Annotated in this window: 23 protein-coding genes, 4 tRNA genes, 1 pseudogene and 2 riboswitches; of the genes and pseudogenes, 7 read left to right on the forward strand and 21 right to left on the reverse strand. The window is 36.2% G+C overall.

Going from position 1 to position 25575, the window contains the following annotated elements; translation table 11 throughout:
* Nucleotides 1-45 precede the first annotated feature (45 nt).
* The gene (gene metK / locus EKM64_RS09380; protein ID WP_125677944.1) at nt 46-1242 is read right to left on the reverse strand and encodes a methionine adenosyltransferase; all 1197 of its coding nucleotides are present in this window, start codon (nt 1240-1242) and stop codon (nt 46-48) included.
* Nucleotides 1240-1332, reverse strand: a riboswitch (SMK box riboswitch). Its footprint overlaps the gene before it by 3 nt.
* Nucleotides 1333-1422: 90 nt before the next feature.
* On the opposite strand from metK, the gene EKM64_RS09385 reads away from it, so the two are divergent.
* Nucleotides 1423-2088, forward strand: coding sequence for a hypothetical protein (locus EKM64_RS09385; protein WP_125677946.1), 666 nt, complete (start codon nt 1423-1425; stop codon nt 2086-2088).
* Nucleotides 2089-2164: 76 nt separating this feature from the next.
* On the opposite strand, the gene EKM64_RS09390 is transcribed toward EKM64_RS09385, so the two are convergent.
* The 3 genes from EKM64_RS09390 to EKM64_RS09400 form a co-directional block, all read right to left on the reverse strand.
* Nucleotides 2165-2431: a hypothetical protein gene (locus EKM64_RS09390; RefSeq protein ID WP_125677948.1), complete on the reverse strand. Its 267-nt coding sequence runs from the start codon at nt 2429-2431 to the stop codon at nt 2165-2167.
* Nucleotides 2432-2535: 104 nt separating this feature from the next.
* Nucleotides 2536-2608, reverse strand: a tRNA-Val gene (locus EKM64_RS09395).
* Between the two features lie 9 nt (nt 2609-2617).
* A tRNA-Glu gene (locus EKM64_RS09400) sits at nt 2618-2689 on the reverse strand.
* Between the two features lie 104 nt (nt 2690-2793).
* Here EKM64_RS09400 and EKM64_RS09405 point away from each other — a divergent pair.
* Nucleotides 2794-3417 carry a DNA-3-methyladenine glycosylase gene (locus tag EKM64_RS09405; protein WP_125677950.1) on the forward strand — a complete coding sequence of 208 codons (624 nt, stop codon included), beginning with the start codon at nt 2794-2796 and terminating at the stop codon, nt 3415-3417.
* Here the strand turns inward: EKM64_RS09405 and EKM64_RS09410 are convergent.
* From EKM64_RS09410 to nrdD, 3 genes are all read right to left on the reverse strand, one after another.
* Nucleotides 3412-5205: a heavy metal translocating P-type ATPase gene (locus EKM64_RS09410; protein ID WP_125677952.1), complete on the reverse strand. Its 1794-nt coding sequence runs from the start codon at nt 5203-5205 to the stop codon at nt 3412-3414. The genes EKM64_RS09405 and EKM64_RS09410 overlap by 6 nt on opposite strands.
* A gap of 79 nt (nt 5206-5284) precedes the next feature.
* A complete protein-coding gene (gene nrdG, locus EKM64_RS09415; protein WP_125677954.1) occupies nt 5285-5866 on the reverse strand; it encodes an anaerobic ribonucleoside-triphosphate reductase activating protein in 582 nt (193 codons plus the stop codon).
* Complete coding sequence (gene nrdD / locus EKM64_RS09420) at nt 5811-8018, reverse strand: anaerobic ribonucleoside-triphosphate reductase (RefSeq protein ID WP_125677956.1); 2208 nt, start codon at nt 8016-8018, stop codon at nt 5811-5813. The genes nrdG and nrdD overlap by 56 nt, the downstream gene beginning before the upstream one ends.
* A 347-nt stretch (nt 8019-8365) precedes the next feature.
* Here nrdD and EKM64_RS09425 point away from each other — a divergent pair, with 347 nt between their 5' ends.
* From EKM64_RS09425 to EKM64_RS09435, 3 genes and pseudogenes are all read left to right on the forward strand, one after another.
* Nucleotides 8366-8884, forward strand: coding sequence for a TetR/AcrR family transcriptional regulator (locus tag EKM64_RS09425; RefSeq protein ID WP_125677969.1), 519 nt, complete (start codon nt 8366-8368; stop codon nt 8882-8884).
* Nucleotides 8885-9946 (forward strand): ABC transporter permease, encoded by a 1062-nt coding sequence (locus EKM64_RS09430; RefSeq protein ID WP_125677971.1) that lies wholly within the window; start codon nt 8885-8887, stop codon nt 9944-9946.
* 1 nt (nt 9947) lies between these two features.
* Nucleotides 9948-10637: pseudogene (locus tag EKM64_RS09435) on the forward strand (ABC transporter ATP-binding protein).
* 206 nt (nt 10638-10843) lie between these two features.
* Here EKM64_RS09435 and EKM64_RS09440 read toward each other — a convergent pair.
* From EKM64_RS09440 to lysA, 12 genes are all read right to left on the reverse strand, one after another.
* Nucleotides 10844-12154 (reverse strand): hypothetical protein, encoded by a 1311-nt coding sequence (locus EKM64_RS09440; protein ID WP_125677973.1) that lies wholly within the window; start codon nt 12152-12154, stop codon nt 10844-10846.
* Nucleotides 12155-12217: 63 nt separating this feature from the next.
* Complete coding sequence (locus EKM64_RS09445) at nt 12218-12772, reverse strand: sugar O-acetyltransferase (RefSeq protein WP_125677974.1); 555 nt, start codon at nt 12770-12772, stop codon at nt 12218-12220.
* 39 nt (nt 12773-12811) lie between these two features.
* A complete protein-coding gene (locus tag EKM64_RS09450; protein WP_318530743.1) occupies nt 12812-13138 on the reverse strand; it encodes an AzlD domain-containing protein in 327 nt (108 codons plus the stop codon).
* Entirely contained in the window at nt 13125-13844 is a 720-nt protein-coding gene (locus EKM64_RS09455) for an AzlC family ABC transporter permease (protein WP_125677976.1), read from the reverse strand. Before EKM64_RS09455 ends, EKM64_RS09450 begins: the two co-directional genes overlap by 14 nt.
* A gap of 70 nt (nt 13845-13914) precedes the next feature.
* The gene (locus EKM64_RS09460; protein ID WP_125677978.1) at nt 13915-14979 is read right to left on the reverse strand and encodes an aspartate-semialdehyde dehydrogenase; all 1065 of its coding nucleotides are present in this window, start codon (nt 14977-14979) and stop codon (nt 13915-13917) included.
* Between the two features lie 26 nt (nt 14980-15005).
* On the reverse strand, nt 15006-16193 hold the full coding sequence (locus EKM64_RS09465) for an aminotransferase class I/II-fold pyridoxal phosphate-dependent enzyme (RefSeq protein ID WP_125677980.1): 1188 nt from the start codon (nt 16191-16193) through the stop codon (nt 15006-15008).
* Between the two features lie 40 nt (nt 16194-16233).
* Nucleotides 16234-17415 (reverse strand): aminotransferase class I/II-fold pyridoxal phosphate-dependent enzyme, encoded by a 1182-nt coding sequence (locus EKM64_RS09470; protein WP_125677982.1) that lies wholly within the window; start codon nt 17413-17415, stop codon nt 16234-16236.
* Between the two features lie 16 nt (nt 17416-17431).
* Nucleotides 17432-18208 carry a 4-hydroxy-tetrahydrodipicolinate reductase gene (dapB, locus tag EKM64_RS09475; RefSeq protein ID WP_125677984.1) on the reverse strand — a complete coding sequence of 259 codons (777 nt, stop codon included), beginning with the start codon at nt 18206-18208 and terminating at the stop codon, nt 17432-17434.
* 11 nt (nt 18209-18219) lie between these two features.
* Nucleotides 18220-19092 (reverse strand): 4-hydroxy-tetrahydrodipicolinate synthase, encoded by an 873-nt coding sequence (dapA, locus tag EKM64_RS09480; RefSeq protein ID WP_125677986.1) that lies wholly within the window; start codon nt 19090-19092, stop codon nt 18220-18222.
* Nucleotides 19092-20249, reverse strand: coding sequence for an N-acetyldiaminopimelate deacetylase (locus tag EKM64_RS09485; RefSeq protein ID WP_164505349.1), 1158 nt, complete (start codon nt 20247-20249; stop codon nt 19092-19094). Before EKM64_RS09485 ends, dapA begins: the two co-directional genes overlap by 1 nt.
* Before the next feature lie 2 nt (nt 20250-20251).
* On the reverse strand, nt 20252-20956 hold the full coding sequence (dapD, locus tag EKM64_RS09490; RefSeq protein ID WP_125677990.1) for a 2,3,4,5-tetrahydropyridine-2,6-dicarboxylate N-acetyltransferase: 705 nt from the start codon (nt 20954-20956) through the stop codon (nt 20252-20254).
* 30 nt (nt 20957-20986) lie between these two features.
* Entirely contained in the window at nt 20987-22285 is a 1299-nt protein-coding gene (lysA, locus tag EKM64_RS09495) for a diaminopimelate decarboxylase (RefSeq protein WP_125677992.1), read from the reverse strand.
* A gap of 93 nt (nt 22286-22378) precedes the next feature.
* Nucleotides 22379-22559: riboswitch (Lysine riboswitch) on the reverse strand.
* Between the two features lie 164 nt (nt 22560-22723).
* Between lysA and EKM64_RS09500 the strand changes: the two genes are divergently transcribed.
* Nucleotides 22724-24079: an aspartate kinase gene (locus tag EKM64_RS09500; protein ID WP_125677994.1), complete on the forward strand. Its 1356-nt coding sequence runs from the start codon at nt 22724-22726 to the stop codon at nt 24077-24079.
* 17 nt (nt 24080-24096) lie between these two features.
* Nucleotides 24097-25086 (forward strand): diaminopimelate epimerase, encoded by a 990-nt coding sequence (gene dapF, locus EKM64_RS09505; protein WP_125677996.1) that lies wholly within the window; start codon nt 24097-24099, stop codon nt 25084-25086.
* 155 nt (nt 25087-25241) lie between these two features.
* On the opposite strand, the gene EKM64_RS09510 is transcribed toward dapF, so the two are convergent.
* Together EKM64_RS09510 and EKM64_RS09515 are read right to left on the reverse strand one after the other, a co-directional pair.
* A tRNA-Ser gene (locus EKM64_RS09510) sits at nt 25242-25331 on the reverse strand.
* Between the two features lie 88 nt (nt 25332-25419).
* Nucleotides 25420-25492, reverse strand: a tRNA-Asn gene (locus tag EKM64_RS09515).
* Nucleotides 25493-25575: the final 83 nt, after the last annotated feature.

Here is a 25575-nt window from a genome sequence, read left to right on the forward strand (position 1 = left end):
TTCTTTAAAGAGAATATCTTTAAAGAACGCCTCTGTAATCACTGACTAATCCTTTAAGGAACTCTTGATGTCATCGACTTTATCAAGTTTTTCCCATGGAAGGTCAATATCTGTACGTCCGAAGTGACCATATGCGGCCGTCTTCTTATAAATTGGTCTTTGTAGATCAAGCATCTCAATAATGCCTAATGGTCTTAGATCAAAGTTCTTATTGATACATGCAACAATCTGTTCTTCAGAATAATCACTTGTTCCAAAAGTATCAACGTGAATTGAAACTGGTCTAGCAACACCAATAGCGTAAGCAATTTGAATCTCACATTTATCAGCGATACCAGCAGCAACTAAGTTTTTAGCAATGTATCTTGCCGCATAACTTGCTGAACGGTCAACCTTAGTGGCATCTTTACCTGAAAAGGCACCACCACCGTGACGAGCAAAGCCACCGTATGTGTCAACGATAACTTTTCTACCAGTTAAACCAGAATCTCCTTCTGGTCCACCAATAACAAAACGTCCCGTTGGATTGATCAAAAATTTAGTCTTATCATCGATCAAACTCTTTGGTACAACTTCATCGATAACGTACTTTTTGATGTCCTTTTGAACTTGTTCAAGAGTTGCCTCTTCTTTGTGTTGAGTACTCAAAACAATTGTATCAACACGAACCGGTTTGTCATTTTCATCGTATTCGATCGTTACTTGTGACTTAGCGTCAGGCATCAAGTAATCGATAGTATTGTTCTTTCTAACTTCAGCTGTTTTACGCATTAACTTGTGTGCTAAAGAAATGGGTAATGGCATATATTCTTTAGTTTCATTTGTAGCAAAACCGAATACAAAACCTTGATCTCCGGCACCAATTTGATCCAATGGATCATAATCTGTATCATTTCCACGCTTTTCAAGCGCATCATCAACACCTTGGGCGATATCAGGAGATTGCTCATCTAAAGCAACAAGGACGGCACAACTATTACCGTCAAAGCCTGGATTAGTCCCGTCGTAACCAATTTCTTTGATTGTATTACGAACGACGCTTTGAATATCAACATAAGCACTAGTTGATATTTCACCAACAACCAATACTAAACCAGTAGTAACAGTTGTTTCGCAGGCTACACGAGCGTTTTTATCCTTTTCTAGGATAGCATCTAGAATTGAATCACTGATTTGATCAGCAACTTTATCAGGATGTCCTTCTGAAACTGATTCAGAAGTAAATAAGTAATTCTTTGACATATTTTTTCCACCTTTCGGTTACAGGGCTTCTCCTTTTATCCAGTTTCCCAGAAATAAAAAAAGGATCCCATCAGGAACCTCTTAATAGATTAACACAACTTTTCTACACTTTCAGGAAAAAGTTGAATTGACGTGAAAGTTTTTCTACACTAATATGTCTTTATACGTAAAGGAGTCTCTATGAATAATCGCAAATTAATCGTTGCTCTGCTGGAGTTTATCAGCTATCATATTTTCCCCATCAGTTTTTTATTCACGCATGGTCTAAATAATTATTCAATTAACTTTTATCTGTTAGTTATGGTCGCCATGATTGCCTTTTATAAGGAATACGTTCGTACACTAAAACCGAATTTCTACTTTAATGGTCTATATAGTGTCTGCTTCTTTATTTTAGCGTTCATCTCTTATCGAACTTTAAATATCAATGTGATCATTTTGGCTTTTGTACAATTGGTTTTCTTATACTTGACCAAATACATTTCCAAGAAGTATCAGATCTTAGAAACATTAATCGATAATTTCATAATTCCAAGTTTTACTTCAATCGCGATTGCTTATACATATGCACACTTTATTTCAGTAAATTTTGTCGTACCACTGCTATTGGTTAACATTTCCGCTATCTTGATTGACTACTTTGATGGTGAAATAGCTGACTTCATTCAGCTTGTAACCTTAGCGGGATTAACCTTGATCCTCTTCTTCCTAGGTTATGTCAACATTATTACTGCCGTAACGATCGTAATTTTTGTAGTTGCTTCAACATTATTAAAAGAGTTCAGACATATCTCAGTTTCAAACTTAGTTTATCGTCTGATCGGAAATATTCTTCTATTAATATAGAAACAAACAGGAGCCGTATAACACCTTGAGAAAATCATGTGTTGTGTAGCTCCTGTTTTATATATCAAGGTCAATCTTAAATATGTTTCAAGAAATACAATTCTTCAGGTTTTAAATCAATCGTTTCTGATCGTTCAATAAAAGATCGAATAGTTTTTTCGTGTTCAATTTTTAATTGTGTCTTTAATTTGCGGTTCTTCCAAAATCCGTACGCCATAATAGAAACTGGAATCATTTCAAAAAAAACAGTTGTAGGAACAAGCCAAGGTTCATCACGGATCAATTTAAAAAAATTAGCCTTATCCTCTGCATTTGCTGTTAATAATTTTGTAATTAATATCACACTCCTTTGAAATTAACCACATCATAACCCATTGTTATGATTAAGTCATAATTGAGAACACAAAAAAAACTAGGAACGCGTCCTAGCTAAAATGTTTTATTTGATGGAGGATACAGGGATCGAACCTGTGACCTCCTGCTTGTAAGGCAGATGCTCTCCCAGCTGAGCTAATCCTCCAAATAAAAGTGACCCGTACGGGATTTGAACCCATGTTACCGCCGTGAAAGGGCGGTGTCTTAACCACTTGACCAACGGGTCATTTAATTATGTCTTTCTCAAGCACAAAAAATATTATATATTAACTATAAAGGCGTGGCAAGCCCTTTTTCAGGTTTTTGTAAAAAAGTTAGTGGAGGCAGATATTGAATATAAAGGATTTTTTTGAAAATGGAGAAACAATGGATATTGCAAAAGATATGTTGGGACATACTTTTACATATCTTTCAGAAGAAGGAAAATTTTCAGGAATCATCGTTGAAACAGAGGCTTATCTAGGCGAAATTGACAAAGCAGCCCACTCCTACAACGGTCGGCATACACCTTCCAATGACCCTCTCTACCAAGATGGCGGTACGATTTACATTTATTCGATCCATAGTTGGCTGGACATGGACATTAGTATTCAGAAAAAAGGCGTTCCAAATGGAATTCTGATTCGAGGATTACAGCCGATCGAGGGTCTAGATTTAATGGAAAAAAATCGTAAAAAAACTGGATTCGATGTTTCAAATGGACCAGCTAAATGGATCAGAGCATTTGGAATTCGTGATAAGGACTTGTCTGGTACCTTCTTAAACTCTGATAATTTTATTTTTTCAAAAGAAAAAGTCCGGACTCCTCAAAATATTTTGACCACACCAAGAATTGGTGTTCCAAATAAAGAGCCATGGACTTCTAAAAAATTGCGTTTTATTGTTGAAGGAAACCCTTATGTTTCCAAAATGTATAAACGTGATATGAATCTAGACACTTATGGTTGGTTATAGTCGATCACTTCTAGCTCTCAAAGCATAGAGAATTGTAACTGTATCAACTACTTCTTGAAGTAATGCTCCAACAATAGTTGGAATAAATCCAAATCCGGCGATCACCATCAACACGATACAGATAAATATTCCGATCAAAACAGCTTCCTTAGCTACTTTCAAGGTATCACGAGATATCTTCACCACTTGTGCAACTTTATCAAAGTCATCTTGCAGAATAACTGCATCAGCCGACTCACTTGCGGCATTTGCACCTTGATACCCCATTGCGATACCGGCATCAGCTAAAGCCAATGCTGGGGCATCATTTACCCCGTCACCAACCATAATAGTCGGATGTTCTTCAATGCCTTTAATGATTTTAACTTTATCATTAGGCAAACTTTCGGGATAAGTTTGCGTTATTCCAACTTGAGAGGCAACCTTTGCGGTTGTCTCTTTTTTATCTCCAGTTATCAATAGAATATTTTTGAGGCCAAAATCCCTTAACTTTTGAATAGTTGAAGCAGCTTCTGGCCTAACCTGATCTAGTAAACTAAAAACCCCGGCATATTTGCTATCAATTGAAACATATACACCTGATCCTTTGACTTGATCAATTTTTTCTTCTGTAACGAATTTCTCTTGACCAACTTTAACATAATGACCGTCAATAAACCCGACGATACCTTGGGCCGTATATTCTTTGATCTTATCAACTTTTTTTAGTTTTAATCCTTTTTTAACTGCATAATTCACAATTGTTTGCGCCATAATGTGACTGGAATTTTCTTCCAATGAAGCAGCGTAAGTTAAAACTATATCTTCATCAAAGCCAGGTTTAATTATTGCTTCATCAACTACTAATTTACCTTTAGTGATCGTACCCGTTTTATCAAAAGCAATTGTTTTGGCTGAAGATATTTTTTCCAAGGCCGTCCCTGATTTAACGATAATACCATTTCTACTTGTACGACTCATCCCCGATACAAAGGCTATTGGTGCAGCCAATATCAAAGGACATGGCGAAGCGACTACCAATACTTGTGCTATCCTGACAGGATCTTTTGACAAGTACCAAGCGAGACCAGCGATCACATAAGCAATAATTGTAAATGGCAACGCATAACGGTCAGCTAATCTAACAAAGTGTGCTGGATTAGACTCCGACTCTTTAACTAATTTAACAATAGCTTGATATTCACTATCGGCAGCTAATTTTTTTGCTTCCATTTTAAATGGATACTCGCCATTGATCGAACCCGACATAACTTCTGAACCAACTTCAACATCCACTGGTACCGATTCGCCAGTCAAAGAAGATTCATCAACATTTGATTTACCATCATATACTGCACCATCGACAGGAACTTGTTCTTTAGAACGAATTAATAACTTATCCCCAATTTTAACATCGTCAATATCAATATTTTGAATTCCTTGCGAAGTTATTTTATGTGCAACTGAAGGCGCATTATCTAAAAGTGATTTCAGCTCACTCTTAGCTTTATTAGCGGCATATTCCTCAAGGCTGTCTCCACCAGTGAGCATTAGTAAAATAACCCACCCGGCCCAGTATTGACCTAAAACAATCGTCGCGACGATCGCAGTGATTGCTAAAAGATCTACCCCAAAATCACCATTTTTTAATACCTTGACCATATCAATGAACATAATCAAAGCTAAAATCAATCCTAAAATACTAATGATCCATTGTGAATAAACTGGCAATTTAAACAAGAACTCTAATACAAACGCTATCACACCTATGGTTAGCGTTCCATAGAGCTTAATCTTATCCGAATTCATAGTTAACCTCCTAATGACCCTACTTACGATTATACCTAAAAAAAAAGCCTTGAGTTCAATACCCAAGACGGTTTTCCTTTTATTTAACTAAATTTTTCCAAATAACAACTTTATCTTCTGCTAAGGATTTTTGCACATCAATTATACGTTGATTAGAGCTTCCACGAAATTGCAAAGTTAAATCCTTTTTGGCCTGCAAGAATCTGCCATCAATCAAAATATCTACTAAGGATAACAACTCTAGTTTGTCATCTGACTCTTTCATCAATTCATCCCAAGAATATCCAGTCCATGACCAGATATCCTTACTATGACCAAATTCTTTTCTGACTCTTTTACAAAGTGACAGACAAACTTGAGTATTAACAAATGGTTCCCCACCTAACAAAGTAAGTCCTTGAACATAGCTTTGACTTAGGTCTTCAATGATCTGATCCTCTAACTCTTTAGTATATGGTTTCCCATATCTAAAATCTTGTGCGGCAACATTATAGCAGCCTGGACATCTAAACAGACAGCCACTGACATAAAGGCTGCAGCGAACACCTTCTCCGTCAACAAAATTGAATGGTTTATAATCTGCAATGCGTTTCTGACTTAAATCTTTAGCCATCCATTCTTTGGGTGTCGGATTGTTTGGTTCTCTGGTAGTTCGCGGCATTTTTGATCATCTCCGGTGTCATATTCTTTCTTCTTGAAGCAATTTCTACATGGCGTCCATGAATCATGGGACGCTGTTGAGGGTTTCCTAAATATCCACAAGTTCTTTTAACAACATCACAGAATTTAGGATCATGATTCCCACATTCAGGACAAACAAAGCCTCTAGCGGTAGCCTTAAATTCACCCTTGAATCCACATTTAAAGCATTGGTCAATCGAAGTATTTGTCCCCAAATATCCGACATGATCATAGGCCCAATCCCAAACTGACTCTAGCGCCTTAGGATTTTGCTTAAGATTTGGATATTCACAGTAGTGGATAAAACCACCAGAAGCATACTTAGGAAATACTTCTTCAAATGATAATTTTTCAAATGGTGATGGATGTTTTCTAACATCGTAATGAAAACTATTTGTGTAATATTCCTTATCAGTGATATCGGGAATACGACCAAATTTTTTGATATCATCTCGACAGAATGTATCAGTTAAAGATTCAGCTGGAGTTGAGTATAAACTGTAATGATATCCACTCTCTTCTGCCCAAGCACTACATTTGTCGTGTAAAGCTTTAACAATTTTTTCGGCAAAATCATGGGCTTCTTGATTATGTTCCCAATCATTACCAAAGAATTCTGTACAAACCTCATAAATCCCAATATATCCTAGTGAAACCGTAGCACGCTGATCCTTAAACAATTCATCAATACTATCAGTTTCCTTTAAACGTTTACCAAAAGCCCCATACATATACAATAGTGGAGCGTTTTCTGGTTTGGCCTCTTTAGTACGTTCAATTCGATACTCTAGAGCTTCATGACATAAAGCCATCTTCTCTTCAAAAATATCCCAGAATAAGTCTTTATTTCCAGTTGATTCCAGAGCAATTCTTGGCAAATTAACCGTTACAACGCCGAGATTCATCCGACCAGAATTCACTTCTTTGCCGGTTTCATCCTCCCAACCTTGTAAAAATGAACGACATCCCATTGGTGTTTTAAAACTACCAGTTAATTCAACGATTTTGTCATACATCAATAAGTCAGGATACATTCTCTTAGTTGAACACTCTAAGGCCAATTCCTTAATGTCATAATTAGGGTCTGTTGGTGCCAAGTTCAAACCTTTTTTAACTGTAAAAGTTAATTTGGGGAAAATTGCTGTACGATGTTCTTTTCCCAATCCCTTGATACGGATCTTCAAAATTGATTTTTGAATTTCACGTTCAATCCAGTTAGTTCCTAAGCCAAAATTGATTGTTGTAAAAGGTGTCTGGCCTTGTGATGAATATAGAGTATTGATTTCATATTCCAAAGCCTGCATAGCATCGTAAATATCTTTTTTAGTTTTCTCACGAGCAAACTCGTCTTGCTTATCTTCTATGACCCATTCTTTAGCATCATTGAGATGCTTTTCATAATTGATCTGAGCATAGGGTGCTAATAATTGATCAATTCGATTAGCTGAACAACCACCGTATTGCAATGAGGCAACATTGGCAATTATCTGTGACATTTGAGCCGTTGCCGTTTGAATTGAACGTGGTGAAGATACCCAAGCGTTACCTATTTTGAAACCATTTGTCAACATTTCATCAAAGTCGATCAAACAGCAATTTGTCTCTGGTGTAACTGGTGAATAATCTAAATCATGCCAATGAAGATCCCCTCTTAAGTGGGCCTTGGCAACTAGGTCTGGCAACATTTTTAGACCAATAGCTCGACTAGCTACACCTGCTTCAAGGTCACGTTGTGTATTAAAGACCTTACTATCTTTATTAGCATTTTCATGCACGATAGCCTCATTATTACCAAACAATTTATTGATGTTTTTCTCAACATTTGTCGCATCAGAAAAAGAATCTCTTTCGCGCGCAAAATAAGCCTGATACAAGTCAACTTGAGTCGTCAACTTATACTTATTCATCAAATCAACAATCAACTGATGCAATTCTGTTGTTTCAATCAATGTTGAATCTTGATATTCGGTGACAATATCCTGTTTTATTTGATTGATCAAACTCTCATCATCGATCAACTTATTTAATACAAAATCAATTTTGTAAGAGTAAAATTTTGTCTTCTCTCCAGATCTTTTTTCGATTGGAATTTCGTTTAATGCATCCAGTACATTTTCTTTAATATCTAACATACACACACAACCCTTTATTGAATAAATAATATTATATGTGGTTATTTTGAGTAAATCAACATCTAGTGGTAGTACCAATTTGTTTCACGCTATATCTAGTATGTGGTTCCTAGAGGATAAATTATTTTCTCGGATGATGTTTCATAAAAAATCCAAATTTTACTCAAAAAATCAAGGAATTTTTTTAGTTAATTTATTTATCATTTTTTAAATTTTATTCAAATTGTATATATATGTAGTTATTTTCACTTATCAAAAATTATTCTTTTTAAGTTGACACCGTGTCACTTTTTGCTTTATACTTACAGCACAGTTAAAGGTGACACCGTGTCACTTAGGAGGTCATTATGGTTTCAAACACATTTGAAAATTTAGATACTGACAAAAAGACAAGAATAATAGACTCACTACTAAACGAATTCTCTAATCACACATTGAATGAGGCACAGGTTTCTCGAATCGTGAAAGAATCCGGAATCGCACGCGGTGCTTTTTATAAATATTTTGACGATTTAAAAGATGCCTACAGCCATCTCTATGGCATAGCTATGAGAGATATCCATCAGGATATCGAGACTGAACGGTCCGAATCCCCATCTGCATATGTTCAACAGACGCGTGAGTTTGTTGAAAAAAGTAAAGACAGTCGCTTTTATTCCCTAGTAAAAATGCATATTCTGCATAATGAATCGACCTTTGTTTCCGTTTTTGATGATCATCTGATAACTGAAAGTGAATATCACTGGGCTACTCAAGTGATGATCCACGAAACCATTAAGCAAATAATGCTAGAACCTAGTGCCAAAGAAATTCTATTGAAGAAACTTGCTAATATTTTGACCACTTTAGCAACAGAGGAAAAATAAATGTTCTTATCACTAAAAGAAATTAAGAAAGAAAAGTTCAGATATGGTTTGATCGTAGCAATGATCGTCATGATCTGCTACTTAATTTTTATTCTAACCAGTCTAGCTATGGGACTATCCAGTCAAAATACTGATGCAATCGATTCATGGAGCATGAAAAGTATTGTTCTGGATAAAGATTCTAATACCAGCCTATCTCAATCACTAATTACTAAGGATCAAAAGAAAAATATCAAACTGACAAAAGATGAGGCTTTGATCGGCCAGGCTTCTGTAGTTGCCAAAAAAAATGGTTATGCAAAAGAATCATCACAGTTCTTAGGATTGAGTAAAAAACAATTTATTGCCAAAAATCTAATTTTAACTTCTGGGCACAAGATTAACAGTAGTCATCAAATAATTGTTGATGAAAAATTTAAAACTGACGGTTATAAAATTGGTGATAAATTAAATTTCAATTCTGACAAGACTAAGTACACGATCGTTGGTTTTGTAAAAAATGCCAAACTGAATATTTCTCCTGTTATTTACGGTGATATAACAACTTGGCAAAGCATCAAAAATTTAAACGGGCAATTTGTTGGTAGTGCCATTGTCTCTAAAAAAGCTAACTTCAAAGCTAATAACGAACAATTAAAAACCTACTCAACATCGGCCTTTATCTCTAAACTACCAGGGTATTCCGCTCAAAATTCAACCTTTATCTTCATGATCGGTTTCTTAATGGCCATCTCACTGATAGTTATCGCCGTATTCTTATACATTTTGACAATTCAAAAATTACAAAATTACGCAGTCCTCAGAGCACAAGGTATTCCTGCGAAAACGCTAATTAATGCTACGATATCTCAATCAATCATCCTTGTTATCGGGGGGCTGCTAATTGGAACTATCCTAACTGCGGCAACAGCTTTTATTCTGCCTGCATCAGTTCCGATGAGTTTTGATGTTCCTATCCTTTCAAGTGTCGGTATTGGTTTGATCCTAACAGGACTGATTGGTGCCTTAATACCTATTAAATTAATTCTAAACGTTGACCCTGTCAGCGTGATCGGTGGTTAATATGACAACTTTACAACTTAAAAATATCAATAAATATTTTGGCTCAGGTACTAGTCGTGTACATGTTTTAAAAAATATAAACTTCACCGCCAAAAAAGGTGAAGTCAATCTAGTTCTTGGGCCATCCGGATCTGGGAAAAGCACCTTTTTGACCATTGCTGGTGGATTACAGACTCCTACCGATGGTTCAGTAGAACTAGAAGGAAAAGCATTAAAGTCACTCTCAAATAAGCAAAGAGATGCCTTAAGATTAAACAAAATAGGGTTTGTCTTATAAGCATATAATCTAATTCCTTATCTAACTGTTAAAGAACAATTCAAATTGGTAACAAAGGTAAAAAAACAAAACAATTTGGATGAACAGACATTAGATAAATTAATGAATCAACTAGGTATTGCTGATTTGAAAAATAAATACCCTGGTGAATTATCTGGCGGTCAAAACCAGCGGGTAGCAATCGCCAGAGCACTTTACACTAAACCTGATATCATTCTAGCCGACGAACCAACGGCCGCCTTAGACAGTGAACGTGTAACCGAAGTAGGAAAAATCTTTCAGACTTTGGCTAAAGAACAAAATACAGCCGTTGTTGTGGTGACGCATGATTTACGATTGATAAACTTTGCTGATAATGTTTATCAAATCATGGATGGTACTATGAGTCTTAATAATAGTTTGAAAGCTGGATAGAAGTGTTTTTTTCCGTCAAAGGTACCTAGTAATTCCACCTATTTATTATGGAGCTATATTCAGCATAAAAAATAATCCCTTTATAATTGTCTGATGTAGTATCTGACCTATATAAAAGGATTTTTTAAATAAAAATATTTACTACCAATAATTAGTTGAACAAAGATACCCGAGCATGCCAGCACAATCTTGTTCGTGGGCGTCCACTATTCAGCCTTTTCACCTCGAACAAAATAATACGTAACAATAGTCGACAATAGCACGGCCAACGTTACCGGTATCCGAACTATCCATAATAAAGCATCAGGCACCTTTGTTCCTATACTAAAGAACTTCAAAACTCCAATATGACTATAAAAACTAACTAAATATACAACAACCATATAAAATAATTGTTGAGAAATATTACCAACTGCCGATAATTGGTACTTAACTAAAAATGCCCGCTCAGTTTCAATTCGGGGATAATTATATAATGAATTATTTAAAATTGAATTATCTGACCCGATAAATAATGCACAACATAATATTCCGACAAAGTAGGTAAAATTAAATAACGACAATATCAATCCCAGAATAACCAAGGGATAGCGTAATCCCAGATGATTTTTCAATATAAATGGGCCAATTTCAAATCCTAATAAATACAACAGATATACGATTAACAAGGTACTAAAACCAAACCTTGAACTACTGTCAAAAATTGTATACAACAAGATAAAATTCATCACAATACCACGATTGATGGCGGCCAAACTTAATGGGAAAAGTTTTTTATGAATTTTTAGTTGATAGAACCACAAGATGACTAATGCCATGACGGCCACTCCACCTACATAGAGATCTTCAACATGCATAATATTTTCTAACCTTGTATAGCGTATCGTGAAGACCAGCATAACCAATATCACAATAAATATCAGACCAATTGCTGAATAGCTTCGACTATATCTAACAAATTCGTGTTCACGATAGAACTTAATTTTAGAATTTAGTCTCCAACTACCCAACATTGAAATAGCAAATAATACTGCCAAGATTACGAATGAAATCCAATATTGCACCGTTTTAATAGCCAATAATTCGACAACTATCAAGAGGATCATAGAAATTAATGACCCTAGCCAATGTAGTTTGGTTAAATGAAAGTCGTTAGTTATCTTTCCTTTGGTGCGGACCGTCAAAAAGTACGGCCAAATCCAGCTAGATGCCAATCCCAAAAGTATTCCTCCAACTATACCAAGCCAGATATTTCGAGCAAACATCAAGCATAACGAACCAATAACGCCAAGTAAATTAGATATGATCAGCATAAATAATGCCGAGTATTTGATGTAAACTGTGACCAACATTCCAATCGAACGGAAAGTATATAACATCAAGAACGGCAATACATAGGCGAACACATTTTTATTATGATTATAGAGTGATAAACAGAAAAAATATGGGATCACAACTCCAACATTGGCGAATAGATTCAATACTCCCTCAGAAAAGGTTTCGAAAATTTTTTTCAAGATGAACTCCCCTGAATGATTTATGTACTTATATAATAAAAGAAAAGAAGCTAGATTGAAATATTAATCTAGCTTCTTAATAATTTTGGCAGGTACTCCGCCAATTAAAGTATTGTCAGGTACATCTTTAGTTACGACAGCACCGGCGGCAATAACAACATTATTACCGATATTTACTCCCGGCATAATGGAAACTTTCCCACCGATCCAAACATCATTTCCAATATTCACAGGCCTTGCAATTGCCTTGTATTCACTTCGACCCTTGGCAGTCATCGGATGATTAACTGTATAAATATCTACATTAGGCCCAATCATTACATTATGGCCAAAATTGACTGGAGCAATATCTAAAATAGTTAAATTATAATTACTTAAAAAATCCTCACCAACATGAATATTTAGGCCGTTATCACAATTGAAATTGGCCTGAACAGAAATTCTCTGTCCATGAGAACCCACTATTTCCTTGATTTTCTTCGTCTGCTTTTCTGGCTCAGTTGCAGGAATTGCATTGAACTCCTGACACAACCTGGCGGCACGTGCCTTTCTTTTGGCAACCTCATCATCAAGAAAATAATATTCCAATCCGGCGTCAAGTTTCTCAATTTCCTTCATAACATTCACCTCTATTACAGATTAACATTAAAATAATATCTACATAACCAAACGAATTAAGGCCATGGCGACTATTCCCACAACAACGGTCTTCATCAGATCCTTTAACCAAACGGCCGTTATAACGGTCGGAACTAAAGCAATAACTATATCCCATTTTGGGATTGCCAAATGCCCTGCCTTAGCATTAAAAACGGTCTCCAATAATAAAGCAAATAATATTGAAAGTGGCAAATACTCCAAAAAACGTGTTACTACAGCTGGGAACTTAACCATCTTGCCTAAAATAAACGGTGTTATTCTGGGAATCCAAGTCACTAAAGCACTTCCAACTAATATTAACAGAATCCTTTTACTTATTATCATGAACGATTCCTCCAACAAAACATCCGACCAAGGCCGAAATAATAACAGCGACAGATGAACTAACAAAAAATAACAATAAATATAAACTTACCCCCACTGAAACTACAACTGATACAGCTTTCCTTTGACTCTTAGTTAATTCCCACTGAAATTGGGTAATAAATAATCCCGCAAACATAGCTGTCAAAGCAAAATCGAGTCCAAACTGCTCTGGATCAGTAATAAAGTTACCAACTACTCCACCTAGGATAGTTGCAACGATCCAAGTAATGTACGCCGTTACATTCAATCCTTCCATCCAGCGCAAAGAAAAGTATTTTTCTTGTGCGACTGTTGTAGAAAAAACTGCAAATGATTCATCAGTCAATAGTGAGCCAATCGAAACATTTCTCAACAGTGACTCTTCTCTAAAATGTGGACTGGCAGTCATACTCATCAATAGATGTCTTAAATTAACTAAAAAAACCGTCATAACGATACCAGTAATAGATGTATTGGCCAACAATAAACCACACATGACAAATTGTGAACTTCCACCATAAACAATGGCTGACATCAATGCAATTTCAAATAAATTAAGATGTGAGTTTATCCCAACGATGCCAAAAGAAAAACCAATACCTAAATATCCTAATACTGTCGGTAGGCAGCTCCTAACCCCATCTCTAAAAGTTGTATAGCCTAAATCAGTTTGTACATCTTTCATAAAATCACCTCAAAAAATATAAAAATCCCGTCATTGTTTAATGAATGGCGGGATTTTAATAACTAAAAAATTATTTTACTTCAACAAGACCATCAGCAACAAGCCTCTCAGCAATTTGAACCGTATTCCAAGCAGCACCTTTCAATAAGTTGTCTGAAACGACCCACATATTGAAGGCACCTTTATTTTCAAGGTCTGGACGAATTCTACCAACATATGTATCACGCTTACCGGTCGCATTAATTGGTTGTGGATAAATTTGATGTGCAGGATCATCTTGAAGAACTGCGCCAGGTGCATTTTCGATGGCCTCACGGATCTTTTCTACAGAGGCTTCATCCTTCTTTTCAACTTCAATATAAATGGATTCCCCATGACTGATAGGAACCGGTACTCTGACACAAGTTGCTGTCACTTTGATTTCTGGTGAATCCATGTCATCTAACATAATCTTCTTAGTTTCATGGATCATCTTCCACTCTTCATGTGAATAGAGATCGTCCTCTAAAACATCAATCTGTGGCAACAGGTTGAAGGCCAAAGGATAATGTTCTTTATCTCCTTTAGTTGGGAAAATGTCAGCTGACATTTTCTTTCCATCAAGAAAGTCTTGAGCTTCACTATATAGTTCATTCAAGGCCGATTGACCAGCACCTGAGGCAGCTTGATAAGTAGAAACAATGATTTGTTTCAAACCGAAGGCTTTTCTGATGGGTTCAAGTGCAACCATCATTTGAATAGTGGAACAATTAGGGTTGGCAATAATTCCATGATGATTATAAAGAGCTTTTTCGTTAACTTCTGGTACAACTAAAGGTACATCGGGGTCCATTCTAAAGGCACTAGTGTTATCTACACAAACGGCCCCTCGTTTAACAGCTTCTGGCAACAATTTTTTCGATACAGAACCACCTGCGGATGCCAAAACAATATCTACACCTTCGAATGATTCTGGTTTAGCCTCTTCAACAGTCACTGGTTGACCCTTAAAATGTAAAGTCTTACCAGCCGAACGACTTGACGCTAATAATCTTACTTTTGAAACAAGAATTGTTGATTCCTCTAATTGTTGAATCAGACGTGTACCTACTGCACCTGTAGCTCCTAAAATAGCAACTTCATAACCTTCACTCATTATTTTTCCATCCCTTTAATAAATTTTTACTGTAAGCTCTTTGTAAATTTCTCTAAACGACTCATTGCTTCTTTGATATCTTCCATTGAAGATGCATAAGACATTCTGAAATATCCCTCTCCACCTTCGCCAAAAGCCATTCCTGGTGTTACGCCAAGTTTTGCCTCTTCGGCTAAGCGTGTACAAAATTCAACTGAACTTAATCCAAATTTAGCTGGAATCTTTGAGAATGTATAGAATGCTCCTTCTGGAAGAAGTGTGTCATAACCTAAATCATTCAATTTACCAACAATATAGTCACGGCGTTCTTGATAGACAACTCTCATTTCTGACGCATCATCAATACCATTTTCAAGTGCCTCTTGGGCAGCATATTGAGCGGGATTTGATGGTGCAGTTACCATAAAGGCATGCATCTTAAGAGCATTTTTAACAAATCCTTCTGGCCCAGCAATATATCCGATACGATAGCCAGTCATAGCATGCGATTTTGAAAGTCCATTGATCAAGACAGTTTTACCAGGTAATAATTTAGCAAACGATAGATGTTTTTTGCCATATGTTAATTCAGCATAAATTTCATCTGAAATAACAAACATTTCCTTATCTTTAACAACATCAACGATTTCTTCCAATTGTTCCTTAGAATAAACGAAACCAGTTGGATTACCTGGATAGTTGATCAAAACAGCTTTAACTTTATCTTCGCCCTCGCGTTTGATAACTTCAGACAACTTCTTACCAGTTAGTCTAAAACCATCTGCAGTTGTATCAACTTGCACAGGAATTCCACCCAAAACTTTGATGATGGGAATATACAATGCAAAAGTTGGTGTCGGGATGATCACCTTATCACCAGGATTGATCATAGCTGCAAAAGTTGCATAAACTGCTTCTGTGGCTCCAATAGTTACAACGATTTCTGATTCAGGATCGTAGTCTAAGTCGAAACGTACATTTAAGTAATTGGCAATGGCTTTTCGCAAACCAATAATTCCGGCTTGTTCTGAATAGTGTGAGTCATTTTCTTTAATACTCTCGATGGCTGCTTGTTTAACGTGTTCTGGCACATTAAAATCCGGTTCACCTAAAGTCATTTTGATAATGCCGGGAATTTGTGAAAACTTCTTAGCAAAATATCTTATTTGAGAAACTCCAATTGGATCAACAACTTTATTAACAACGTGTTCAACACTAGAATCTAGTTTTGGCATATAACTCTCTCCTAAAATTAATTTGTTACTAGTTTTAATTCTATAATAGTTTAGCCGTGAATGCTTTTAATCGTTTCATAGCTTCCTGAATGTTATCCATTGAAGTGGCGTAAGAAACTCTAAAGAATCCCTCACCTGCTTCACCAAAGGCATCTCCAGGAACAACTCCGACTTTACCCTCTTTAGCAAGTTTGCGACAGAATTCTTCCGAGGTTAATCCAAATTTCTTAGGAATGGCTGGAAAGACGTAGAAAGCACCATCTGGCTTAATTGTCTTGTAACCTAAGTCATTCATTTCTTTAACTACATAGTCACGGCGCTCTTCATATGTCTTACGCATTTCGATTGGATCATCCAGACCATTTTCCAAAGCTTCTTGTGCAGCAAATTGAGCTGGGTTAGAAGGACAAGTAACAGTAAATGAATGTACTTTACTTGCTTGATCCACAAATTCCTTAGGGGCCGCAATATAACCAATTCTGTAACCAGTCATTGCATGCGACTTTGAAAGTCCATTAATCAAAACTGTTTGTTCTGGCAATATTTTGGCGAATGAAACATGTTTTTCTCCATAAACTAATTGGCTATATATTTCATCAGAAATTACATACAATGACTTATCACGGATAACATTTGCTAAAGCATTCAATTCCTTTTCTGTATAAACAATTCCAGTTGGATTACTTGGGTAGTTCATAATAATTGCCTTAGCATCTGGATCTTTGGTTAAAACTTCTTCTAACTTAGCTGGAGTTAATTTAAAGTTATCTTTTGATGTATCGATCTCAACAGGTACTCCACCTAGTAATTCAATATCATCCATGTAAATTGAGAAAGCTGGTGTTGGGACCAAGATTTTATCGCCATGATTCATAATGGTTGAAAGTGAAGTATAGATTGCCTCTGTAGCACCAATGGTAACAATTACTTCCGTTTCAGGATCATAATGCACATCATAATCTTTAGCTAAGTAATTACTGATTGCTTTACGCAAACCAGTAATACCTTTTTGTGGTGTGTAATGTGATTGATTATCTTCAATACTCTTAATAGCAGCCTGTTTTACGTGTTCTGGAACGTTAAAATCAGGTTCACCAAGAGTTAATCTGACGATCCCAGGAATATTGGCAATTTCTGAATTAAACATCAGAATTTTGTCATCTCCGATTGGTCGTGTTAATTTGTTACCAACTTCTGCTACGCTTTTTGCTAATTTGGGCATAGAATTCATCTCCACTTTAAATAATTTTTTCTAATCCAATTACTAATTCATTTCTCTTCATTACTTCTTTGACTGCCAACTCGACGCCCTTCATAAATGAGGCACGGTCAGTCGTACTTTGTTTAATGGTTAAGCTTTCATCATCACTACCGAAGATAACTTCTTCGTCAGCAATAAATCCAGGTAATCTGATAGCATGAATTTTTATACCATGATAATCTCCACCACGTGTACCTAATGGATCTGACTCATTAGGATTTTCTAGTTCATCTTTTTGTTGCGCCTCATGAATCAAACGTGCTGTATTTAAAGCAGTCCCCGATGGTGCATCGAGTTTGTCCTCATGATGTGTTTCTACTATTTCAGCTTGGTCAAAGTACTTGGCAGCTGTTTGGGCAAATTTCATCATCAATACAGCCGATATGCCAAAGTTAGAAGCAATGATGCCACCTAATTTTTCTGAATCAGCCAGTGATTTCAATTCACTAGTTTGTACTTCTGAAAGACCACTTGTACCAATAACCGGACGAATGTTTTTGCTGATAGCAAATTTGGTATTTTCAAAAACCGCAGTAGGGATACTGAAATCGATCCAAATATCAGCTGCAATATTGATCTGTGAAAAATCATTAAAGACTTTGACGTCTTGATCTAAGTCATAATCGGCTGGATTTAAGCTGTCAATAATTGGATTGAAAACTCCTACTAATTGAAAATCAGCATTTTCATTGACCATTGCAACGGCCTTTTGGCCCATCGATCCGTTAAAACCTGAAACAATAACTTTAATCACAAGCAATCCTCCTATAAACCTAATTTATCAAACAAATTTTTTTGCTCTGAATCATTTAATGAAAGAATAGGTAATCTGCATCCACCAACATGGTAACCTTTAGCATTTAAAACAGCCTTAACGGGTGATGGTGAGGGATACATGAATAAGGCACTCATCTTAGGTGTCAATTCTCTTTGCAATGCTCCGGCACCGGCGACATCCCCACTAGCCAATTTTTGATACATTGAAGACATCTCGTCACCATAAACATGTGCTGCAACTGAAATAACTCCGTTGGCTCCAAGAACCCTTGCGTATAGTGCTTGTCCATCTTCACCACTATAAACTAAGAAGTCATCGGCCGTATGTTCAACGATATATTCCAGATCATCTAAAGAATTACATTGCTTGATACCGTGAATATTAGGATTCTTTGACAATTCGACAACTGTTTCTTTATCCATTAAGACTCCGGTTCTACCAGGAATGTTATAGATCATGACTGGTATTGATGAAGCTTTAGCTACGGCTTCAAAGTGAGCCTTCATACCGCGTTGATTTGGTTTATTGTAATAAGGAACAACAACTAATGCCATATCGATACCCTTGATCTGACCAACTTTTTTAACAAAATCGATAGTACCTTGAGTATTATTACTACCGACACCAGCAATGATCGGCACACGTCCAGCAACGATTTCTGTAAATTTCTCATATAGCGACAACTTTTCGACTTCGGTCAATGTCGGTGTTTCACCAGTAGTTCCACCAATAACAAATCCTTGACTACCATGTTCCAACAGATGGTTTGTTAGTTTTTCCAAAGCATCAAAATCGATCTCCGTTGCTTCATCATTAAAAGGTGTTATGATTGCTGTCATTAATTCTGCATTCTCAAACATTATTCTTCCTCCAAATTCATACGGTAATTTAAAAATCCTGTAAAAGCTTTAACACCAGCCATAATTGCTTCTTCATGTGGCAAAAAGTCAACTGAATGTAATGATCCGGGACTAGATACTCCTAACCAAAACATTGTTCCCGGGATTTTATTCAATAGATAACCAAAATCCTCTCCTGTCATTGCTGGCTTAGTTTCTTGGAATCTTACTTGATCATCCTGTTGCATATATTTAATAAATCGTTTAGTAAGTTTAGGATCATTTTCCACTGGATAATAACCGCCTTGATTATATTCAACAGTTATCTTCGCATTAAATGAAATTTCTAATCCTTTTGCTATCTCTAAAATGCGATTCCGGATAAATTCGATCATATCCTGAGTCAATCCACGAATCGTACCTTCTAGTCGAGCAGTTCCGGCAATTACATTTCTGATCACTCCTGCTTCGACTTTTCCAAAAGTGATCACACCACACTTGACGGGATCAATACTTCTAGAAATGACGGTTTGAACTTGATTAATAAAGTTTGCTGCGATTACAACAGCGTCGTTGGCATCATGTGGAAAAGCAGCGTGACCACTTTTTCCTTGAATAATAACATTAACTTCAGTTGTACCCGCAAATAGGGTTTCCGCATTAGTTCCAATAACCCCTGTTGCTAAATCAGCATTATCATGCAATCCATAGAATTCATCAATAGCATATTCACCTTGAAATGCTCCGAGATCATAGGCTTTTTGACCTCCACTGTCACTCTCCTCAGCAGGTTGAAAGAAAAACACTAAATTGTCTTTAGGTTGATGTGTAGCAAAATAGCTCAAAATTCCTAAAGCAACTGTCATATGAATATCGTGTCCACAAGCATGCATAACGCCTTTATTCTTGGAAGCATATGACAAATTATTTTCTTCTGTCACTGGTAAAGCATCCATGTCGGCACGATAACCGATCGTACGTTTAGGATCACTGCCTTGTACATGTACTAATAAAGCAGTTGGCAATTCTTTTATTTCTTTCAATTCCAAGTAATCTTGTGGAAATGTTGCAATAACTTTTTTTATATAAGTATTTGTTTGAAATTCGTCCAATGCTAATTCAGGAATTTGATGTAATTTTCTTCTAATATCAATTAATTGATGTTCGTCTAAGATCATAATTACAACTTCCTTAAAGTATTTTCGATATGCGTCTTGTCAGTTGTTTGTTGGTCCTTGATTTTCAATACCTTGGCGGGAACACCAGCCATTACAGCTCCTGGCTCAACGTCTTTAGTAACAACGGCACCAGCACCGATAACTGCATTGTTGCCGACTTGAACACCTTCTAGAACAACTGCATTGGCACCAACAGTTACATTGTCACCAATTCTTACTGGATCGGCGGAGGCTGGTTCAATAACTCCGGCTAAAACTGCATTAGCTCCGATATGTGAATTTTTACCGACGATAGCACGTCCACCAAGAACAGCTCCCATATCTATCATTGTTCCATCACCAATCTCTGAACCGATATTGATAACCGCACCCATCATTACAACAGCATTGTCGCCGATAGTAACTTGATCACGAATAATTGCACCTGGCTCAATTCTGGCATTGATATTTTTAATATCCAGCATTGGAACAGCCGAATTTTGAGCACTTGTTTCTAAATAATAATCGCTGATACCGTCATTACTTAATAGAGGAGCAATTTCTTTATAGTCACCAATTAAAATTCCCATTGAACCAGTATTAAAAAATTTAACTGATGCTGGAACCTTTAATGAAGAAAAATCACCTTGTAAATAAATTTTAACGGGAGTGACCTTCTTAGAATTTCCAATATAATTAATAATTTCTTCTGCATCCATCTTACTCATGAAAAAACTCCTCCTATTATATGTAACAGTTTAAATGTAATTACGATCTAACTTAACTAAGTCTTCATATGATTCACGTTCAACGACCAATTTATCGTGACCATCTTCAGCAAAAACAACTGCTGGACGAGGATTTCTATTATAGTTAGAAGCCATTGAATAACCATAGGCTCCAGTGTCAAGTATAGCTAAGATATCACCTGCTTTAGTATCGGGAAGTTTCTGATGGTCGATCAAGATATCTCCGGATTCACAATACTTACCAGCAATGTGAACATCTTCGGTCAATTTTTCATCCATCTTATTAGCAACAACTGCCTCATACTTAGCTTGATAAAGTGCTGGACGAATATTATCACCCATACCTCCATCAACATTTACGTAAGAAGTTAAGTCAGGAACATCTTTTCTTGAACCGATCGTATAAAGACTGTAACCAGCAGGTCCAACAATTGAACGTCCCGGTTCGATCCAAATCTCTGGCAATGCTAAATCTTTTGCTTTTGCTTGTTGTTTTACTGTTTCCACAATCTTTTGAATAAAGACATCTGGTCCAATGGCCTCATCTTGATCATTGTAGCTGATACCAAAACCACCGCCTAAATTGATCACTTGAGGTACATAACTGAATTTATTTTTCCAATCTTCAGCAATCTCAAACATCTTCTTAACTAACATGACAAAACCTTCAACACCAAAGATCTGTGAACCAATATGTGCATGAATCCCGATCAAATTCATTCGTTTGTTGCTAAGGACCCTTTGTAGAGCTTCGGATGCTTGACCAGAACCTACATCAAATCCAAATTTACTATCAACTTGACCAGTTTGGTCATATTTATGAGTATGTGCTGAGATGCCCGGTGTCAATCTCAACATAACATTCGTCTTAGCATCCTTTGTTTCAAGAATTTCCTCTAATAAACCAATTTCATAAAAATTATCTAGAATAATCACACCAACATGATTATCAACTGCCATCTCTAATTCTTCTTGTGACTTATTGTTACCATGAAAGCTGATTTTGTCTGCAGGAAAGCCTGCCTTTAAGGCCGTGAAGAGTTCACCACCAGAGACAACATCCGTATGAACATCTTCTTGGTTTAGAACTTGATAAATTCCGACAGCAGCGAATGCTTTACTAGCATAGCTAATTTGATAATTCAGTCCGCTCTTTTCAAAACTATTTTTAAAAAGACGAACTTGATTTCTAATTTCTTCTACATCATAAACAACTAAGGGCGTTTGATATTTGGAAGCTAGATCCACACTATCAACGCCTCCAATCATCAAATGTCCATTCTTATTAGTTAATTCACTACTTATCATTTTATAATCTACCTTTCTTAGAGGTCAGGTTGGATAAAAAAAGACCCCTTTGCTTAAACAAAGAGATCCAAAATCCACGTAATTCCGCATCATTTTGTCATAAGCGCAACGCAGCGACATTTTACTGCGACAGTTCGTACTATCTTATTAGTACGTCCCAGCAAACTGAGTTTTGCAACACCCAGCGCTTCGGCGACATCCCCTTTGGACAAGTTCACTGTTCTTGCAAGAACTCCTTTGCCTAATAATGTCAATCGCGACCTCTTTTTGTTTTGTTGCTTAAAAGATTATAACAATTCTAATAATACGTCAACCCTAATTAAGTAATTTGAATATTTTTTCTAACTTTTAAACTTTAAGCTTGTTTTAATGAGTGAAAATGCTAAACTCTTCATTAAAAAAGTATTAATTTTTTAATTAAAAATTGGAGTGATATATGTGAAAGTCGTCAAGTTCGGCGGTAGTTCTCTAGCAAATGGTGAACAGTTCGATAAAGTTATTAATATTGTGACAAGTGATGACGATCGAAAAGTCATCGTGACTTCTGCCCCTGGTAAACGTTTCAAGGGTGATATTAAAGTTACCGACTTATTAATAAAATATGCAAATTTAGTTCTAGAAGGCAAAGATTATCAAGAAGTTTACAATAAAATAGTTGACCGATATCAAGAGATAACTGATTACTATAATCTAACTGATGAAACGATCAATAAAATCAAAGTCAAACTGACCGACTTGGCTAAAGCAAGTTATAAAGATGATGATCATCTTATGGCAGCCTTTAAAGCACATGGTGAGTTTTTAAATGCCATAACTTTGGCTGATGTTCTCAACCATAAGGGAATAAAGGCCAAATTTTTGAATCCTAAAGAAGCTGGATTTCTAGTCGGTGGTGAACCTAATAATGCCGATGTTTTACCAGAAACATATGGAAACTTAGCAAAGGTTCAATTTGATGATACAAAGATCATTTTCCCAGGATTCTTTGGTTACAGTAAAGATGGAGATATTTTTACTTTCTCACGTGGTGGTTCAGACATCACAGGCGCTATTTTAAGCCGTGGCTTTAACGCAGATCTATATGAGAACTTTACCGACGTAGACGCCATTTATGTGGCAAATAACCATATTGTTGATCACCCAGTAGCAATCAAGAAGATGTCATACCGTGAAATGCGAGAATTATCATATGCCGGCTTCTCAGTCTTTCAAGATGAGGCCATCATTCCTGCCGTTGAAGGTCAAGTGCCAGTAAACGTTAAAAACACAAATAATCCACAAAAACCAGGTACCCTGATCGTACCTTCTCAATTCCTATTCAATCCCGCAAACCCTATTACAGGCATTGCCAGTTCAGATCGTTTCTCAGCATTATATCTTCATAGATATCTATTGAATAAGGAAGTCGGTTTTACCTTAAAATTACTAAAGATTTTTTATAAATATGGAATTCCTTATGAACATATGCCATCAGGAATCGATGATTTAACAGTGATTTTTGACAAAAGCAAACTGGATCCAGAAACAATCAAGAATTTATGCAATGATGTCAAAAAAACTCTAAATCCTGACTATCTAGAATGGATCGACGACTATGCTATCATAATGGTTGTTGGTGAAGGATTAGCACACACCGTTGATACCGTAAGTAAAATCATTGATTCTCTAACTGAAAATAATATTGCTATCGATATGATCAACCAAGGCGCATCAAGAATATCTATCATGATTGGAACACAGGTCAAAGATTCTAAAGCCGCCGTTCAAAATATCTACGAAACATTTTTTGAATAAATTTTGAGGTGAAAATAATGGTTCAAATTTTAAAAGTACATGGCTCCGAAAATCAATTTTTTATTTTAGATCAAACAAAATTGAAGCAACAATTATCGGATGAAGAATTGAAACAATTAGCCATTAAGATCTGTAGTCCTAAAACCGGTTTGTTACATGGTTCAGATGGCTTACTAGTGGTAAATGATTCCAAATACAATGACTGCATCGGACAAATGCGAGTTATCAATGCCGATGGTAGTGAGGCTAAGATGTGCGGTAACGGGTTGAGAACCGTAAGCCGTTATCTATCAGAGAAATTTGATAAAGTTGAATTTAAAGTTGAGACTCTTGAAAATAATCTAACCGTAAAAAAATCACAGGATCTTGCTGAAGGATTACCCACATTTAGTGTAGAAATATCACCAATTTCCTTTGCAAAAAAAGACCTGCCTTTTAATTACAAAGATAAATCTCAATTGATTGATGATGAAGTCCCTGAATTTATCTCCGGACAAACATTCACAGCTATTGCCGTTCCTAATCCTCATCTCATAAGCTTCGTAAAAGAAGTAAATAAAGCCGACTTGGGCAAATTAGGCAAATTAGGCAAACTACTAAACGATCCTAACGAATACTTCCCAGAAGGCGTAAATGTTAGTTTCGCAAAGATTTTAGATAACAATAAGTTATTCGTTCAAACATATGAACGTGGAGTCGGATTTACTAATGCATGTGGTACTGGAATGTCCGCCACCAGTTTAGCTTTTGCCATTATTCATGGTGATAAATTCGACTATACTAAAAATATCGAGGTATTTAATCCTGGTGGTATGGTTCAAACCAATATTCAATTGAATGCAGTACCTGAAAAGAGTCAAATCCGTTTGATTGGTAATGCTACCTTTACACATAAAATAGAAATCAGTGAGAATGACTTACATGTCGCTAAATTATCTAAGGTTGATATTAAAATTACTGGTGAAGAAGATAACTATCAAAACTTTGTAAAATCGTTAAATAAATAAACGAAATATTTGGAATCACTTTTCGGTGATTCTTTTTTTATGGTTAGATATGAGAAATGGTAAAGGTAAACAGGACAAAAAAAGACGCCGTATCATAGATACGACGCCTTTTTACACAAATATACATGGATGTACATAATCGTAATTAAGTACAACGGAGAGTAGGGGATTTGAACCCCTGATACAGGCAAAACCCGTATACATGATTTCCAATCATGCTCCTTCAGCCACTCGGACAACTCTCCAAAATAAAAAGCCTAAAAAAATACATCTAATTCATATGAACTAGATGTATTTTTTGGCACACCTAGGTGTTCCTAAGTATTATTTTAACTCCGGATGTCAGACTCGAACTGACGACACCCTGATTAACAGTCAGATGCTCTACCAACTGAGCTAATCCGGAATAACAGCGTGGCAACTACCTATCCTTGCGGGTAGTTTCCCACCAACTACTTTCGGCGTTAAGAAGCTTAACTTCTGTGTTCG

Origin of the sequence: Companilactobacillus keshanensis, assembly GCF_003946205.1 — a bacterium.
Taxonomy (GTDB): domain Bacteria; phylum Bacillota; class Bacilli; order Lactobacillales; family Lactobacillaceae; genus Companilactobacillus; species Companilactobacillus keshanensis.